The sequence below is a fragment of the Oceanicaulis sp. UBA2681 genome (genome assembly GCF_002354675.1).
In the GTDB taxonomy this organism is placed as follows: Bacteria; Pseudomonadota; Alphaproteobacteria; order Caulobacterales; family Maricaulaceae; genus Oceanicaulis; species Oceanicaulis alexandrii.
The window spans coordinates 17,723-33,152 of the sequence record NZ_DEMB01000011.1 but is presented as its reverse complement, the minus strand read 5'-3'; the positions used below and the strand labels follow the sequence as shown (position 1 = coordinate 33,152).

The 15,430-nt window shown below is 63.6% G+C and carries 16 protein-coding genes; 7 read left to right on the top strand and 9 right to left on the bottom strand.

Going from position 1 to position 15,430, the window contains the following annotated elements; all coding sequences use genetic code 11:
• The first annotated feature begins 17 nt into the window (after positions 1–17).
• Positions 18–506, top strand: a complete 489-nt coding sequence (locus B3M53_RS08410; protein ID WP_022701306.1) for a hypothetical protein — start codon at positions 18–20, stop codon at positions 504–506.
• Between the two features lie 633 nt (positions 507–1,139).
• Here the strand turns inward: B3M53_RS08410 and phaR are convergent.
• Positions 1,140–1,736, bottom strand: coding sequence for a polyhydroxyalkanoate synthesis repressor PhaR (phaR, locus tag B3M53_RS08405; protein WP_022701309.1), 597 nt, complete (start codon positions 1,734–1,736; stop codon positions 1,140–1,142).
• A gap of 205 nt (positions 1,737–1,941) precedes the next feature.
• Here phaR and B3M53_RS08400 point away from each other — a divergent pair, with 205 nt between their 5' ends.
• Complete coding sequence (locus tag B3M53_RS08400) at positions 1,942–2,664, top strand: beta-ketoacyl-ACP reductase (protein WP_349678832.1); 723 nt, start codon at positions 1,942–1,944, stop codon at positions 2,662–2,664.
• A gap of 70 nt (positions 2,665–2,734) precedes the next feature.
• Complete coding sequence (locus tag B3M53_RS08395) at positions 2,735–3,466, top strand: DUF4908 domain-containing protein (protein ID WP_273021259.1); 732 nt, start codon at positions 2,735–2,737, stop codon at positions 3,464–3,466.
• A 9-nt stretch (positions 3,467–3,475) separates the two neighbouring features.
• On the opposite strand, the gene B3M53_RS08390 is transcribed toward B3M53_RS08395, so the two are convergent.
• The gene (locus B3M53_RS08390; protein WP_273021261.1) at positions 3,476–3,928 is read right to left on the bottom strand and encodes a cupin domain-containing protein; all 453 of its coding nucleotides are present in this window, start codon (positions 3,926–3,928) and stop codon (positions 3,476–3,478) included.
• A 62-nt stretch (positions 3,929–3,990) separates the two neighbouring features.
• Between B3M53_RS08390 and B3M53_RS08385 the strand changes: the two genes are divergently transcribed.
• The gene (locus B3M53_RS08385) at positions 3,991–5,112 is read left to right on the top strand and encodes a hypothetical protein (protein ID WP_273021263.1); all 1,122 of its coding nucleotides are present in this window, start codon (positions 3,991–3,993) and stop codon (positions 5,110–5,112) included.
• On the opposite strand, the gene gloB is transcribed toward B3M53_RS08385, so the two are convergent.
• Positions 5,113–5,880 carry a hydroxyacylglutathione hydrolase gene (gene gloB / locus B3M53_RS08380; RefSeq protein WP_273021265.1) on the bottom strand — a complete coding sequence of 256 codons (768 nt, stop codon included), beginning with the start codon at positions 5,878–5,880 and terminating at the stop codon, positions 5,113–5,115.
• A 104-nt stretch (positions 5,881–5,984) separates the two neighbouring features.
• On the opposite strand from gloB, the gene B3M53_RS08375 reads away from it, so the two are divergent.
• Together B3M53_RS08375 and hisC are read left to right on the top strand one after the other, a co-directional pair.
• On the top strand, positions 5,985–6,770 hold the full coding sequence (locus tag B3M53_RS08375; protein WP_273021267.1) for a class I SAM-dependent methyltransferase: 786 nt from the start codon (positions 5,985–5,987) through the stop codon (positions 6,768–6,770).
• Positions 6,767–7,846 carry a histidinol-phosphate transaminase gene (hisC, locus tag B3M53_RS08370; RefSeq protein WP_273021269.1) on the top strand — a complete coding sequence of 360 codons (1,080 nt, stop codon included), beginning with the start codon at positions 6,767–6,769 and terminating at the stop codon, positions 7,844–7,846. The genes B3M53_RS08375 and hisC overlap by 4 nt, the downstream gene beginning before the upstream one ends.
• A gap of 76 nt (positions 7,847–7,922) precedes the next feature.
• On the opposite strand, the gene B3M53_RS08365 is transcribed toward hisC, so the two are convergent.
• From B3M53_RS08365 to ftsE, 5 genes are read right to left on the bottom strand one after another with little or no spacing between them, the layout of a single operon-like run.
• Positions 7,923–8,966: a DUF2125 domain-containing protein gene (locus B3M53_RS08365; RefSeq protein WP_273021271.1), complete on the bottom strand. Its 1,044-nt coding sequence runs from the start codon at positions 8,964–8,966 to the stop codon at positions 7,923–7,925.
• The gene (locus B3M53_RS08360; RefSeq protein WP_040705002.1) at positions 8,963–9,697 is read right to left on the bottom strand and encodes a lysophospholipid acyltransferase family protein; all 735 of its coding nucleotides are present in this window, start codon (positions 9,695–9,697) and stop codon (positions 8,963–8,965) included. The genes B3M53_RS08365 and B3M53_RS08360 overlap by 4 nt, the downstream gene beginning before the upstream one ends.
• Before the next feature lie 22 nt (positions 9,698–9,719).
• Positions 9,720–10,295, bottom strand: coding sequence for a YdcF family protein (locus B3M53_RS08355; RefSeq protein WP_160093224.1), 576 nt, complete (start codon positions 10,293–10,295; stop codon positions 9,720–9,722).
• Entirely contained in the window at positions 10,286–11,188 is a 903-nt protein-coding gene (locus B3M53_RS08350) for a cell division protein FtsX (RefSeq protein WP_022701320.1), read from the bottom strand. Before B3M53_RS08350 ends, B3M53_RS08355 begins: the two co-directional genes overlap by 10 nt.
• Positions 11,185–11,904, bottom strand: coding sequence for a cell division ATP-binding protein FtsE (ftsE, locus tag B3M53_RS08345; RefSeq protein ID WP_160093225.1), 720 nt, complete (start codon positions 11,902–11,904; stop codon positions 11,185–11,187). The genes B3M53_RS08350 and ftsE overlap by 4 nt, the downstream gene beginning before the upstream one ends.
• Positions 11,905–11,972: 68 nt before the next feature.
• Between ftsE and B3M53_RS08340 the strand changes: the two genes are divergently transcribed.
• Positions 11,973–12,818: a zinc-ribbon domain-containing protein gene (locus tag B3M53_RS08340; protein WP_286800070.1), complete on the top strand. Its 846-nt coding sequence runs from the start codon at positions 11,973–11,975 to the stop codon at positions 12,816–12,818.
• 3 nt (positions 12,819–12,821) lie between these two features.
• Here B3M53_RS08340 and B3M53_RS08335 read toward each other — a convergent pair whose 3' ends face one another.
• The gene (locus tag B3M53_RS08335; protein ID WP_273021276.1) at positions 12,822–15,350 is read right to left on the bottom strand and encodes a DUF4175 domain-containing protein; all 2,529 of its coding nucleotides are present in this window, start codon (positions 15,348–15,350) and stop codon (positions 12,822–12,824) included.
• Positions 15,351–15,430: the final 80 nt, after the last annotated feature.

Here is a 15,430-nt window from a genome sequence, read left to right as displayed (position 1 = left end):
GGGATAGGAGAACGGTCATGACCGGTCCGACGGGTTCAGGTGTCGCTGTGGGGCTCGCCAGCTCTGAAGCGCAGGTACAACAGAGCGGGGGGCTCAACGTGTTTACGATTTTTCCGAAATTACTCATTCCCATGGCGGTTTACGCCCTGGTCGCCTATAGCGACGCCTTTTTTGGCGGCGAAGGCGCGTCCATGCTGACCAATCCGCTGATCACCCTGGGCCTGCCCAGCGGCGAGTGGGCGGTGTCCGCCGCTGACCTGATCCTCACGCTGGCTCTGGCCATGCTGTTTATTGAAATGGTGGGATCCGCCAGTTCGGGCACGTCGTCCTTGCTCAATCATGGTCTGTCCATGGCGACCTTGCTGGTGGGCATTCTGCTCTTCCTGCTGGTTCCGGTCTTCGCCACCTCCACCTTCTTCCTGCTCATCGTGATGAGTCTTCTGGATGTGGTTGCGGGCTTTACCGTGACGGCGATTTCGGCCCGACGTGATCTGGGCGCCGGCTAGTCTATAAGCCTGACGCAATGAAAACGGCCGGTTCCATGATGGAGCCGGCCGTTTGTGTTTCTGGGGAAGTCTGCGCTCTTGCTTCGGGTCTCAGATCATCACGAACAACAGCGCGAAGACCCAGGCGCCATCCCACAGCGGACTGAACCGGTCCTGAAGGTCTTTCAGCGTGTAGAGCCTGCTCATGCCGACCGCTCCTGCGAACGGGGGGCGGGTTGGCCGCTCACGGTCTGCTGGGCGTGATCATAGGCGCGGGCATACCGGGCCCGTTCACTGGCGTCTGCGCGCAGGCCGCGCCGCGGGTGCGGGAAGTCTGCCTGAACTTGAACCCCCACCGCGCTTGTCGCGCGGGAGACGGCGGGGGGTGGCGCCAGCTCTGCGTCACGTTTGGCTGCGCGACGGTCCGGTCGGCCCGACGCGCGGCGATCCTCGCGCCGGCTCGGCGCGCCCGGCGTCGCAGGCTGAACCTGATCGGCGCGAGAGCGGGCGGGCGCGGGCAGAGCCAGGCGGCGCGGAGAATTGGAACCAGAAACAAACATGGCCTGAACCGAGCAAGGTCCAGGCCAGTTTTAACGCTTCGTTTACGTCTCTAAACGCGTCATTAATCGTGTTCGCGTTTCAAAACGAAACGGATCAGTCCTTATCCGCCAGTTGATCAAGTTTCTGACGCATGGCTTCAAGCTCGGCGCGCAGGGATTGCACATCGTCACTGCGCGGGTTGTCGGAGGCGGGTGCGGGGGGCGCGTCGCCCATGCCGGCGCCCGTGGAGAAGGGCGTGAACATCGACATCGCCTGCTGGAACATCGCCATGTTGCGCTTGGTCTGTTCTTCAAGCATAGCCATGGAATTGCCGCCCATCGCATCCCCCATGGCGCCGGTCATCTTGTCGCGCATGGCTTTGTGCTGGCGCGATAAGGTGTCCATCGACATTTGAAGATAGCTGGGGACCATGGATTGCATCGAGTCTCCGTAAAACGAGATCAGCTGGCGCAGGAACTCCACCGGAAGCAGCGTCTCGCCCTTGGATTCTTCTTCGAAGATGATCTGGGCCAGAACGCCCCGCGTCAGATCGTCTCCCGATTTGGCGTCGATGACCTTGAAGTCACGGCCCTCCCGGACGAGTTCTCGCAGATGGTCCAACGTCACATAACGGCTTGCGGACGTGTCGTATAAGCGGCGGTTCGCATACTTCTTGATGGTTACGACGTCAGACTTTTTAGTCTCGGTCACGCGGTGTCCTCCCTAAGATCCCTCTTGGATACTCCGATGGTCCCACAACATCCGGCTCGACTCAGCTGCAATTCAACGTCATTAATCATAGGGGCGGCGCCAGGGGTCGGAGTGTGGCCGTCACAGCTGGATTGCTGCGCGCGCCACATTGTTATGCTGCGCAGCATAACCCGGATTTGTACTGAAGGACAAAGGGGAAATCGTAATGCGGCGAACAGCTTTGGTGACAGGCGGTACACGAGGGATCGGGCGCGCAATTTCGATTGCATTGAAAACGGCGGGATATTCTGTCGGCGCCAATTATGCGGGCAATGACGAAGTCGCAGCCGCATTCACCGAAGAGACCGGCATTCCAAGCTTCAAATGGTCAGTCGCCGATTACGATGCGTGCGTTGAGGGCCTCAAAGAGGTGGAAAGCCAGCTGGGTCCTGTGGACGTGCTGGTCAACAACGCCGGCATCACCCGTGACGCGCCGTTTCATAAAATGTCCCCCGGGCAATGGCGGGAGGTGATCGACACCAATCTCAGCGGCGTTTTCAATATGACCCACCCTGTGTGGCCGGGCATGCGAGAGCGCGGCTTTGGGCGGATCATCACGATTTCTTCCATCAACGGCCAGAAAGGCCAGTTCGCCCAAGCCAATTATTCCGCCGCCAAGGCGGGGGATCTGGGCTTCACCAAGGCGCTGGCGCAGGAAGGCGCGCGCAAGGGCATCACCGTCAATGCGATTTGCCCTGGCTATATCGCCACGGAAATGGTGATGGCGGTTCCCGAAGATGTGAGGCAGCAGATTATCTCCACGATACCTGTGGGTCGTCTGGGGGAAGCGCAGGAGATCGCGCGTTGTGTGGTGTTCCTGTCCTCTGACGATGCCGGCTTCATCACGGGCGCCACATTGACCGCCAATGGCGGTCAGTACATGGCCTAACTGTCATCGGTCGCAGACACACCTTGCTTGCGCCTCGAAATCGCCCTGAAGCGGCTTAATCTCCATCGCCATGAAACGTGGTATTTTTGGCCTTCTTGTCATTGGCGCCGGGCTATGGGCGCTGGGGACTGCAGAAGGCGTCGCTCAACCCAACCCGTTCCGGCGCATGCTGGGGCAGGAGGTTCAGGCCGTGGAGCGCTCGCTGTGGTTCGAGCGCGCTGATGGTCGTGGCGGCTTCATTTTTGACCGCTCGGCGCGTATGCCGCTGATCCAGGCGGACAGCGATGACGAAGTGCTGGCCGTGCATCAGGCGCGCGCAGCGGGGGGCGGCGAGGTCTGGCTCACAGATACCGGACGCGTGATGTTGCGCCAGTCCAATCTGGGCGGCTGGACCTATTTCCCCTCGGATCGGCCTGATGGCGTGATTGTGGAACCGGTCGGCCAGGCGCGAGGTTTTGAAGTCCAGCCCATGGAAGACTCCGCACTGGAGCGTGCCGCCACTGATATGGCGCAAGCGCTTGCAGAGCTGTCTCGCAACGAGGTGCGCGCCGAGCTGACTGCGCTTGATCCTGAAGGCAACGCGTATATGGCGGACGCCATGCGCATGGTGCGTCGGGGGGCGGATCTGGCGCCGCGGCGCAGTGTCCGCGACTTGCAAGTTGTTCGGCTGGGCGTCGGCGAGCGTCCGCGCGTGTCCTATGACGGACAAGTTCTGGACATCTCCATCACCCCGTCCATGGGGTATGGCGGGCGACCCAGCTCGGCCCTGATCCGTCAGAGCCTTGAGAGTCAGAGCCGCTGATCGGCTCAGCTAGGGCGCGCCGTCCGGGCCGGGACGCCAGTCTTTCGGCGCCATCTCAAATCCATCAAATTCAAATCCTGGCGCGACCAGGCAGCTGACCAGAGTCCAGGCGCCAAGCGATTCCGCCGTCTGCCAGGCGTGCGGCGGGATAATGAGTTGTGGTCGCTCGCCAGATCTCAGATTGGGGCCGAGCCGGAGATTGCGGGCGGACACGCCGTCCTCGCTCCAGCTCAATGACAAGGGCGCGCCGGCCTGCCACAGCCAGGTTTCGGCGGCGTCGACCTTGTGCCAGGCCGAGACCTGGTCAGCAGCGAGCAGAAAATAGATCGCCGTGAAGCGCGATCGGCCGTCCGGACCGGGCGCTGCGCGATGGGTTTCGACATAATGGCCGCCCTCCGGATGGGGCCTCATGCCGAGCATGCGAATGATCTCGTTCACGCCCAAATCACCGGTTGGCGTCATGATGCACTTCCTTTTGGCCTGAAATTTGCAAAGCATTCTCAAAGTAGAACAGGTGCAGGTCCATGGCCCAGAACACGTTCGGAAAACTGAAATTGCTCAAATCAGGCGGCTCGACAAGCCGTGTGATTGATTTGTTGTCGGTTCACGAATGCGCCGGTCCGCTGGGCATGACCAGCAAGACCGCCATGTTCAACACCAAACGCCTCAACACCAGCTTCATTGTGAAACACACTTTGCGGCCGTGGGAGCGCGAACAGCTGAGCGGCGCCCGCATCTCAGCCACGAAGATCATCATCCCGATTTCCGAACGCAATCTGGATACGGGCGGTCATAGCATTTTTGTCGAGGACCCGGCTCTGGATGAGAAGCTGAGCAGCCATCTGGGCGTGTCGCGCGCCTTGCCGCGTTTCCGTGAAGACATCACGCGCCTGCGCGAGCTGTCCAAGCTGCCGTCTTTTGACCCGTATTTGCTGTTTGACCATTTCCGTCTGGATAAGCGCCCGGTGTCTGACGCGTATTTCGAGATGAACGAGCGTGAGCTCAGCGCCATCAGCGAGTTTGTGGCGGGTCAGATCAATCTTCTGGTTCGCCGGGCGATGAATTCAGATCAGGATGGCTCACTGTCCAAGGCGCGCAAGCTGGCGTCGACCCTGTTTGAGGATCACACCTCCTCCAAGCTCGATGTGTTGCGTCTGGCGCTGAACATGTCGCCCGAACAGTATCGCGACGGCGTCAACGGCTGGAAGGGCACGCTGTACTATTGCTGGCGCGCAGGCAGCTGCAATACGGAATTGTCGGAGTTCATCGCATCCCTCAAGCAGCTCAATCTGGGACAGCTGAACGCCAGTGACCGCGATGAGTATCGCCAGGCCATGGGCGGACTCGCCCGGCTGGCGGGACAGCGCTGGGCGCGGGTCCAGAACCGCCTGTCGCAATACCATGAGCAGTTCTCACGCTTCATCAAGGATGGCGACGGCGCCGCCCTGTCGCAATTTTTGATCATGGCGCCGGATATGTTCGTGGAAATGGGCGAGGATATGAGCCGCATCCAGCATGTGTGCGCCTCCTGGCGCTTCTGGGTCGGCGACAGACAAGCCTGTGACCTGCCGGTCGCCGAAGCACGCAGCCTGCTTGAAGATTTCGACGCTGCGCTCAGCCTGGAGCCGCACGCTCAGGCGGCTTGATCAGAACGTGTCCTTGCGCCGCCGCAATTCGGCGAAAACTTGCGCATCGCTGGCCGTTTGAAGGCCGAGGCGCGCCCGCAGCCCCTCATCATCCCATCGTAAGAACGGATTGGCTTCGCACTCCGCCGCCAGAACGGTGGGGATGGTCGGCTGATCGTCTGCGCGCAAGGCGTCCACGCGGCGCGCATAGCTTTGCAAAGCCTGATTGTCGGGATCGATGCTCAACGCAAAGCGGGCGTTGGCCTGGGTGTATTCATGGGCGCAATAGATCACGGTTTCAGGCGGCAGAGAGCGAAGGCGCGCCAGCCCGGCCTGCATCTGCTCGGGCGTGCCTTCAAACATGCGTCCGCAGCCCAACGCGAACAGGCTGTCGCCCACAAAGGCCACCCCCGCATCCTCGAACCAGTACGCCACATGGCCCAGCGTGTGGCCGCCCACATCAATCACTTGCGCGCGCTCATCGCCCAGCATCACCGTGTCGCCGGGGCTGACCGGCTGGTCCACATGACCGATCGTCGCCTGTTCAGCACGCGGCGCGATGATCTGCGCGCCCGTGGCTTTGGCTATGGCGGCGTTGCCGCCAGCATGGTCCCAATGGTGATGGGTGTTCCAGATCGCGGAGATCGGCCAGCCCAGCGTCTGGGCCTCTTCAAGAATGACTTCGGCTTCGGGCGTGTCGATCACAGCGACCTCTCCGGTTTCGGAGCACCGGACCAGAAACCCGTAATTGTCCTGAAGGCAGGGAAACTGCCGGATTTCGAGCGCCATGAAGTCGCCTTTCACAGATTGGACTCTTTGAATGGAGCCAAGCCTTACCCAGATGAAGGGAACAGCCTAGCATGGGGCTGAACCCTGTTTCCATGAGCTGACTGATGCGAACCGACGCGCTGGACATCGCCCGCTTTTACCGCACGCCCCCCGGCCGGGCGGCGCGCGACATGGTGCAGCGCCGGATCCAGGCGCTTTGGCCGGATGTGGAGGGGCTGGACATGCTCGGTTTTGGCTATGCGCCGCCTTTTCTTGAGCCGTTCAGAGACAGGGCGCGCCGCGCCATCGCCTTCATGCCCGCCGCACAGGGGGCGGTGCCCTGGCCGGCGCAAGGCGTGGGCAAGGGCGGCCTGACCATGCTGGGCGATGAACAGCGTTTTGGTTTCAAAGAGGCCCTCTTTGATCGCGTCATCCTGGTGCACGCTCTTGAAGAAGCCGCTGACCCGGCGCGTCTGCTGCGAGAAGTCTGGCGGGTGATGGCCCCTGAAGGCCGGCTGCTGGTGATCGCCGCGCATCGGTCCGGTTTGTGGTCGCGTGTGGATTCAACGCCGTTCGGGCACGGCCGACCGTTTTCGCGCAGCCAGCTTGGCGGTTTGCTCAGCGATGCTTTGTTTGAACCGGTCGCCTGGTCACGCGCGCTCTACGCGCCGCCCTGGCGGTTCGCCTGCGGCCCCAAGACTGTCCGCGCGTTTGAGTCGACAGGTGAGCGGCTCTGGCCGGCCTTCGGGGGATTGATCCTCAGCGAGGCGGTCAAGCATGTGGGCGCGGTGCGTCCGGGCGGCGCGACGCAGCGTGTGCGCAGAAAGAGCCTTGAAGGCGCGACAAGGCCCGCGCTATCTCCTCGCTCAGATACGACCTCGCATTCAGATGAGCAGAAAGGCGCATCATGACGCTTCAGCCCCGTCCCGGTCTTCTCGACATCAAACCCTATGTGCCCGGCGCCGCTGCGCCCGAGGGGGCGGTGAAGCTGTCCTCCAACGAGAACGCGCTGGGGTGCAGCCCGAAAGCCGCCGAGGCGTTCAAGGCGTCGGCGAGCGTCCTGCACACCTATCCGGACGGCGGCGCGACCGCGCTGCGCGAAGCCATCGCCAAGATGGAGAACATCAAGGCTGAGCAGATCGTCTGCGGGGCCGGCTCGGATGAATTGCTGCAGCTGATCGGCAAGGCTTATCTGGCGCCGGGCGACAAGGTCGTTCAGAGCCAGTACGGCTTTCTGGTCTATCGTCTGGTGGCGATGCAATCGGGCGCCGAGATCGTCTCCGCCCCGGAAAAGCATTACACGGCGGATGTGGATGCGCTGATCGAGACCGCGGGCGATGACGCCAAGATCGTGTTCCTCGCCAATCCCAACAATCCCACCGGGACCTGGATTCCGGGCGCGGAAATCCGCCGTCTTCGCGAAGGTCTGCCGGACTCCACGCTGCTGGTGGTCGACTGCGCCTATGGCGAGTTTGTTGATGCGCCGGATTATGAAGACCCGCTGGCGCTGGTGAGTGAATACGACAATGTGGTCGTCACGCGTACCTTCTCGAAAATTCATGGCCTCGCCGGCCTGCGCCTGGGCTGGATGTATGGCCCCAAACAGGTGGTGGATGTCATTCACCGCGTCCGCGGCCCGTTCAACGTCAACCTGCCGGCGATTGAAGCTGGCGTTGAAGCGATCCAGGATGTCGAGTTCGTCGCGAAATCAAAAGCGCATAACGATCAGTCGCTCGCCTTCCTGACCCAGCAACTGGGCGGCCTGGGTCTCGAAGTGACGCCGTCGGTCTGCAATTTCGTGCTGGTCCATTTCCCTGAAACGCCGGGCAAGACCGCTGACGATGCAAATAAATTCCTCGCTGAACGTGGTCTGATCGTACGCGGCGTACAGCCCTATGGCCTGCCCAATGCGCTGCGCATTTCTGTGGGGCTGGACGCGCATAACCGCGCTGTCGTGGATGCGCTGACGGCGTTCACCCAAGGCTAGCCGGGCTCCTCGATCAATTAGAAAAACCCCGGACGGTCATACCGTCCGGGGTTTTTGGTGCTCTCAGCCAAGAGGTCTAATTCAGTGCGCCCAGATCGCCGATCCGGGCCGGCCCCAGGAACAGGCCGCCATCTTGCAACAGGAAGGGCAGGGCGATGCCCTCATCCCGACGCGGCGCCATCATCGCGGCGAGGCGCAGGGCTGCGCCCTGTTCGTCATAGACCAGCCGGGCGTCTTCCAGGGCCGAGATCAGACTTTCGGGATCAGACACGACCACGCTCAGCCGTCCGGCCGGGCGGATCTGGCGATCCAGCGTCACCTCTCCCGAACCGGTCAACGCCGCCGGGCCCCAGTCCAGACGCGTTTGGCGGATGATCAGGCGTCCATCCGCGCGGGTCCAGGCCAGCGGGTCGCCCTCCAGAGACAGGGTGTCAAATTCGGTCAGGACACTGTCGAGCTGCAACAGCTGGACAGTCTCGCCGAACGCAGCCTGTAGCGGATTGTCCAGCCGGGAGTCATCAAAGCGCAGACCTTCCACAATAAACCCGCTGAGCAGTTCTCCGGTCTCGGACATGCGCCCGGTCATAGCGAGGCGGTCCACGGCGGAGGCCAACGGTTGCGGTCCTGACAGCGCTTGCACCGTGAGGCCCGTGATCTCGGCTCCGATCTGGCGGGTGACGCCGTTCCGGGTCATCAGGCTGAACTGCGCCTGCTCGCTCAACAGCTCGTACTGCGCGTCTTCGGCGCCGATCACAGTGTCCAGCACCACGCGCTCGTCCAGGCCGACAATCCAGTGATTGAGGTTGTAGAACTGGGCGCTGGCGGTGGCGTGCTCGACAGAAATGCGCCAGCCCCCAGCACTTGCGGGAGCCGAGACGTCATTGTCAGACAGATGCAGGGTGAAGCGGAACGGATAACCGCGCACGTTCATCGCGCTGTACTCGATTGCGTATCCCGCTTCGATCTTGTCTTCGATCCAGGCTTGCGCCGATTGATGGATCCGCCCGGACATCATGACCCAGTAGACCGCGTGCACCAGGATCGCGGCCGCCAGCAGGGCGAAAGGCACGTAAAGACCAAGCCGTGACGGCGGTGTGTCGGTGGCCGGTTTGCCGATCATGCTGCGTCTTTCTGGTTCGTGTCCGTCAACAGGGCGTCGGACGCGGTTTCAATCCGGGTTTGAAGTTCGGTCATGAAGGCGTCTTTGCTCAGTCCCGGCTCAATAGCGGGCAGAAACTCGACAATGATCAGTCCGGGCTTGCGTACAAAACCATGGGGCGGCCAGTACAGACCCGAATTGAGCGCGACGGGCACGCAGGGTGTTTTCATGGCGTTGTACAGTCCGATCACGCCCGGCTTGTAGGTGTCGTGTTCACCCGGCTCAAGCCGGGTGCCTTGGGGGAAGATCACCACCTGCCGACCTTCGGACGCCCGCTCCCGCGATTGCTTGAGCATGTTGCGCAGAGCCTTGGCCCCGGCGGCGCGATCCACTTTGATGTTTTTGAGCTTCATCGCGTACCAGCCGAAGACGGGCAGGTAGGACAATTCCTTTTTCAGGATGATCGCGGGATCGTCGAGAATCGCCCAGAAGGCCAGGGTCTCAAACATGGACTGGTGTTTGGAGGCGATCAGCGCGCCGCCCTCAGGCAGGTGCTCGCGGCCCCGCACCTCGTAACGGATGCCGCAGATCCAATGCAGGCCGCCGAACACCAGCGCCAAATAGAGCCGCATGCAGGCTTTTACGCCAGAGCGCGGCCCCAGCAAGAAGGGCGCGCATAACAGGCCCATCACAAGCATCAGCCCATACATCCAGACGACAAAAATTGCTGACCTGAGTGCGGCCACAGGCATCTCCCCGACAGTTCAGAAGCGCTTAAAGCGTGCGAAAGCGTTCGCGTCCATAGACGGCGGCGTATTTTACATACTCCACCATCCAGCGCCGGGCCTCGTGGCCGCCGCTCCAGGGCGCCGGCGCGGGCACGCCATAGGCGCTCAGGCGCACATCCGGCATGGCCGCCTGCAGCTCTAACAAGGCGCGCGGCATATGATAATCGCTGGTGACCACGATCAGATGCTCATAGCCGTGTGACCGCGCCCAGGCGGCCGTCTCAGCGGCATTGCCGATGGTGTCAGACGCTTGCAATCCGAAATCCACACAGCATTCAAACAGGTCTTCGGACGCGCCGGCGGCGGCGGCGATGTCGGCGGGCGGGCTGTCGGGGTTCACCCCTGAAATCAACAAGCGCTGGCCTGATCCGTCTCGCAACAAGGCGGCGGCGGAGCTGACCCGGTTCGGTCCGCCAGTGAGCACCACAATGGCTTCTGCACGAACCGTCGCCTCGGGCATGAAGGTGCGCGCCTGGCGCACGAACAGGGCGAAGCCCACCACATAGGCGGTCAGCAGGATGAAGGCGGCAAGCCTGAAGAACCGTCCGCTGCTCATATCCATCTCGCCTTCAAATCACTGGCGACGGCGGAGCGCGCCGCCAGGGCTGCGATCAGCGCCGCGATCAGGGCGGCCAGGGGCGGGATCAGCAAGGCGCTCCAGCCCAGCTCCAGCGTGGGGACGAAGAACAAACCGCCTGACGCTGCCCCCGCTTGCGCGAGCCCCAGGGCGGCGAGCGCTGCAGCGGCTGAGCCCGCCAGCCCTGATTTCAGGCCCAGAAAGAAAAACCGTTCCTGGAACAGGCCGGTGACATAGCGGTCCGGCGCGCCGACCAGATGCAGGGCTTCCGCCACATCCCAGCGCGCGGCGAGCGAGGCGCGGGCGGCGAACGCGACCACGGCGGCGGCGGCGACCGTCAACAGCAGCACCAGTCCCAGCGCGAAATAGCGCACGGCGTTGGCGGCGCGCTGCACCGCATCTTCCCAGCGCTGATGATCATCCACCAGGATCTCATAGGGTTCGTCAGATAACAGGGCTTCAATTGCGCCTGTGGCCGGTGGAGCCTCGGCGTCGATCTGAACCGCGACCAGACGCGGGATGGGCAGGTCTTCAGGCAAATCCGCCGAGCCAAGCCAGGGGCTGACCAGGCGCTCGGCCTCGGCCCGATCCAGCGCGGTCACTCCCGTCACGCCGGGCAGGCGGGCGATGGCCTCAGCAGCGGCCACGGCGTCCGCATCCGCGTCCCGCCCATCACCGGGCAGGATTTGCACCGTGATTTCAGCGGTCAGCTGATCGGTCCAGCCATCCGCGGCGCGCCAGGCGCCTGCCGCGCCAAAGGCGGAGAGGCAGGCGAGAAAGACCAGGATGGCCGCCACCGCAAACAAGGGCCGGTCCCGCCCCGAATCAGGGGGCAGCAAGGGGGCGACGCGCGGGGATTTGCTCTGCTTCTCACTCATGCGGCGCGCACCTTGCCCACCAGCCGGCCGTCAGACAGCTCCAGCACCGGGGCGTTCAGGCTATTGACCAGGGTCAGGTCATGAGTGGCCATCAGAACGGTTGCGCCAAGCCGGTTCAGCTCGACGAACAGGCGCAGCAGACGGCGCGCCATTTCCGGGTCCACATTGCCCGTAGGCTCGTCCGCGATCAGAAGATCCGGCTTTGAGATGACGGCGCGGGCGATGGCGGCGCGCTGTTGTTCGCCGCCTGACAAGGTCGAGGGGAACGCGTCCATACGCTCGCCCAGCCCTACCCAGGCTAGGAGTTCAGCCACATCCTCGGCATAGGCGGAGCGCGCCTGACCCGCCACACGCAGGGGCAATGCCACATTGTCAAACACGGTGAGATGGTCGAGCAGGCGGAAATCCTGAAACACCACGCCGATTCGCCGACGCAAGGTCGGCAGGGCGTCGCGCGGCAAAAGCGAGGCGTCCCGGCCGAACAGATTGATCAACCCGCGGGACGGCCGTTCAGCGCGATAAATAAGTCGCAGCAGAGAAGACTTTCCCGCGCCGGACGGACCGGTGAGGAAATGGAAACTTCCGCTTGGTAACTCAAAGCTTAGGTCGCTGAGCACTTCGGGCCCCCGACCATAGCGCATGCCCACGGAATCAAAGCGCACTGTCGTCTCATTGGCGTGAGCTTCTGGTGTCGTATCGTTCGGGTCTGAGCTCATGGGTCTGGCGTACCGCAGCTTGGCGAGAATTCGAAACTGACTATGCAGGACAAGCGAGGCGTCCGTCCATGATCGTGACCTGTCCCAGCTGCGAGGCGAAATATCGCGTGGATGCAGCAGCCCTGGCCGCCCGCGGCAATAAGGTGAAGTGCGCCGCGTGCGCGCACTCCTGGGTCGTGGAAGATGAAGGCCTGACGCTGAACGAACCCGTGGAGCCAAGCTTTGATGTGAGCGAGGCGGCTCCCGAACCCACTGATGCGGACTTTGAAGACGATCCTGCGCCGTCCATTCGCGAAAAGCCGGCCGCCGCCGTGCGCGCCCGCGCCGAACAACAGCGCCGCAAGCAAGCCATGGCTGTCGAAGGCGCAGGCTGGGCAGGCGTCGCCGCCTGTGTGGCTGTCGCCCTGATCAGCGCGGTGATCTTCCGCGTCAATATCGTCCAGACCTGGCCGCGCACCGCCGGCGCCTATGCGGCGGTGGGCATGGACATCAATCCCTACGGCCTGGAAGTGGGCATGCTGACCGCCAGCTTTGAAGACGGCGGGCTGTATGTGGAAGGCGTTCTGGAGAACATCACTGGCGGGGAACGCCCGACCGTGCCGCTGAACGCCCGTGTGCTTGATTCGCACGGCGCGGTTCTGAACAGCTGGCCGGTGCAGCTGGAATCCGCGGTTTTGCCGGGCGGCGGCGCCGAGCGGTTCTACACCAGCCTGGACACCGTGCCCGAGAGCGCTGTGCGGGTTGAGGTGATTATTGCGGAAGAGGGTGTGGCCGATCTTGCAGACGCTCAGGCGCATGAGGGTGAAACCCACGCTGCGCCAACATCACACGAGACACCGGCTGCAGAAGGCGAACATGGGTCTTCAGATCATGGCCAGCCATCTGCCGAACCGCATGCATCCGAGCATCACTGAGGCTCAGAAACGCTCCAGCAAGCGGTCGATATAATCGAGCTCTTCCTGGGGGCGGCCACGTTCGGCGGCGCGGCGGCGCAGTTCTTCCAAGATGTCACGGGCGCGCTGGCGCTCGCTTTCACTGGGTAAATTGGTGTCCTGACCTTCAGCAGCGCCGCGGCCGAGCGGATCTGAGCCCTCGCCGTCTTCGCCCTGGCGCAGTTCTTCTTCCAGCGCCTGGGCTGCGGACTGGGCGGCGCTGCGCAGACCCGCCAGCGCTTCATCCTGTCGCGCCAGAGCATCCTCGCCATCGCCTTCGCGCAGGGCGCGGGCGGCGTCCTCCATGGCGCGGCGTGCGTCATCGAGCGCCTGACGCGCCTCTTCCCCGGCCTCCCCGCCGGAGAGTGAATCGTCCACATCGTCCAGGCTGCCGGGCAGGTCTTCTTGCGGCCCGGCCAGATCGCGCAGGCTCGCGCCTCCGCCATTGTCCTGACGCTCAAAACTCTGGGCGCCATCATCTTCAGGTCCGCCGCCGGGCTCAGCCTCGCCCGGCGCCAGCGGATCAGACAGGGGATCGCGGCCTGTCTCGCCGTTCTGGCCCTGTTGGCCGTCACGCTGGGCGTTGAAGGTATCCTCCATCAGACCGCGTTGTTCGGTGATGGTTTCGCTCAACTCTTCCAATGCTTCGCGCAGGGCCTGAGCTGCGGCGCTTTCCCCCTCGCCGTCGCCATCGCCCTGACCCAGGGTCACCTGCATGTTGCGCAGAAGTTCTGCGAGCATGGCCAGAGCCTGTCGCGAACCTTGCGTATCGCCCAGCTCCGTCGCTTCACGCAGGGCTTCCAGCAATTGCTCGAGCATGTCCGCGCTCATGCCGCCGCCTCCGCCCTCGGCGAAGCGGCCCGCCTCGGCGGCTTCGCGCATCAGAAGCTGCATATAACGGTCCATGGCCTGCTCGAACGCATCCAGAAGAGCGGAGATTTCGATCTGGTCCGCCCCACGCGCCAGCGCATCCGCCAGAGCGCGTTCGGCGGCGGCGAGGGCGGCTTCCGCATCCGCCAGACTGCCCAGTTCCGCACGCAGGGCGATCTCCCACAGATCGCTCTCCATATGATCAAGTTCGCCCAGCTCACGCGCCCGGCGGACTTCCATCAAGGCGGTCCGGAGTCCCATCCAGACGATGGGATCATCGAAATAGCGCGGCGGCGCGTCGCTGGCGGCGTTCAGCGCCAGCGCCAGTCGCTGGACTTCATCCGGCGCGCGTTCCAGGCGGCGGCGGGGCTGATCATCGAGAAAGCCGGTATTGCGCGGCGGTCCGTCGGGCATGGCCGCATAATCGTTTGAGACCTGGAGAAAGCGGCGGCGTTCACTGGCGACAGAGCGCGCCAGCGGATCCAGAAACACGCGCTGGGGCAGGGTGATCGTCATGTCGCCGCTTTGCCCACGCTGACCGGCGCCGTCGACGCCCGCCAGACGGATCACCACGCGCTCGCCGGCGAGCGGATCGCGCGACAAGTCGATCTCGGCCAGGCTGAACCCATCCTCATCAGACGGACGGATCTGGCCGGGGCTGATCTCATAGCGCTTGAAGTCTGACGCGGTCGCGCCGTCGCTGCCCGTTGCTTGGGCGTATTCAAGATAAATCGTCTCCAGCCCGTAATCGTCCTCGGCGACGAATTCGAGTTTCAGCCGGCCCTGTGCATCGCCTTCGGGTTCTGCCGCGAAGGTCAGGTGGGGCGGCGTGTCCTCAATGAGGGTTAGATCGACAGTTTCGCGCAAACGCCCGGCGCGCAGACTGATCACGCCATCTGATTGCGGTTCGATGCGCGCCAGCTGTACGCCGTCTGAGAGGGTTTCGGTGCTGGATGGCGCGCCGGAAATGCTGGGCGCGCGGTTCAGGCCTGCGATGCGGGCGAACAGCACCGAGCCTTCAGGAATCTCCGCGCTGCGCCGGTCGCGCAGGAACAAGGCGGGGCGGTTCGTGTAGTCCGGCGCCTCAACCCACAGATCCACGCGCGCATCCTGTCCTCCGCCCGCCAGCAGGCGTGGCGCAAAGGCGTCCGACAGGCGCGGTCCCGCCAGCTCGCCTGACAGGAACGCGCCGGTGAGCAGAACCAGCATGACGCTGGCGCGCAAACCATAAGGATCAAGTCGGCCCCAGGCCGCTTTCGGGCGACGCGCATGGGCGTGTTCGAGCCGGGCCTTCATGCGCGCGATATGCGCGTCCCACAGGGCCGGATCGCCGGACGCCGGAACATCGCGCATAGCCTCGAACGGGCGGTCCGTCAGGCCGCTATCATCCTCGATCCGGCGTTCGATTTCGGTCTGGTTCGGCCAGGAAAAGGCAGGCAGGCGCCAGCGGATGAAGGCGGCGGCGCCGCCAAGGGTCAGCGCCAGGCTGATCAGACGCCATGGATCACCCAGACGCTCGAAAACGCCGAACAGAGCCAGCGCGAGATACAGGCCCAGCAGAGCCGCCGGGCCGATCAGCACCGGGGCGGCGCGCTCCCATAAAAGCGCGGCGCGGGCTCGGAAGAAGGCGGTGGCGCGTCGCATGATGTGAAAGCTAGACCGTCAGGCGCGGGTTTGCACGGGGGAATGGCCTAGCGCGTTTGCTCACTTGCAGTGGGTTCGGG

Coding starts and splice junctions, on each gene's coding strand:
- B3M53_RS08410 (WP_022701306.1), top strand. CDS start 18: ATGACCGGTCCGACGGGTTCAGGTGTCGCTGTGGGGCTCGCCAGCTCT.
- B3M53_RS08400 (WP_349678832.1), top strand. CDS start 1,942: ATGCGGCGAACAGCTTTGGTGACAGGCGGTACACGAGGGATCGGGCGC.
- B3M53_RS08395 (WP_273021259.1), top strand. CDS start 2,735: ATGAAACGTGGTATTTTTGGCCTTCTTGTCATTGGCGCCGGGCTATGG.
- B3M53_RS08390 (WP_273021261.1), bottom strand. CDS start 3,928: ATGACGCCAACCGGTGATTTGGGCGTGAACGAGATCATTCGCATGCTC.
- B3M53_RS08385 (WP_273021263.1), top strand. CDS start 3,991: ATGGCCCAGAACACGTTCGGAAAACTGAAATTGCTCAAATCAGGCGGC.
- gloB (WP_273021265.1), bottom strand. CDS start 5,880: ATGGCGCTCGAAATCCGGCAGTTTCCCTGCCTTCAGGACAATTACGGG.
- B3M53_RS08375 (WP_273021267.1), top strand. CDS start 5,985: ATGCGAACCGACGCGCTGGACATCGCCCGCTTTTACCGCACGCCCCCC.
- hisC (WP_273021269.1), top strand. CDS start 6,767: ATGACGCTTCAGCCCCGTCCCGGTCTTCTCGACATCAAACCCTATGTG.
- B3M53_RS08365 (WP_273021271.1), bottom strand. CDS start 8,966: ATGATCGGCAAACCGGCCACCGACACACCGCCGTCACGGCTTGGTCTT.
- B3M53_RS08360 (WP_040705002.1), bottom strand. CDS start 9,697: ATGCCTGTGGCCGCACTCAGGTCAGCAATTTTTGTCGTCTGGATGTAT.
- B3M53_RS08355 (WP_160093224.1), bottom strand. CDS start 10,295: ATGGATATGAGCAGCGGACGGTTCTTCAGGCTTGCCGCCTTCATCCTG.
- B3M53_RS08350 (WP_022701320.1), bottom strand. CDS start 11,188: ATGAGTGAGAAGCAGAGCAAATCCCCGCGCGTCGCCCCCTTGCTGCCC.
- ftsE (WP_160093225.1), bottom strand. CDS start 11,904: ATGAGCTCAGACCCGAACGATACGACACCAGAAGCTCACGCCAATGAG.
- B3M53_RS08340 (WP_286800070.1), top strand. CDS start 11,973: ATGATCGTGACCTGTCCCAGCTGCGAGGCGAAATATCGCGTGGATGCA.
- B3M53_RS08335 (WP_273021276.1), bottom strand. CDS start 15,350: ATGCGACGCGCCACCGCCTTCTTCCGAGCCCGCGCCGCGCTTTTATGG.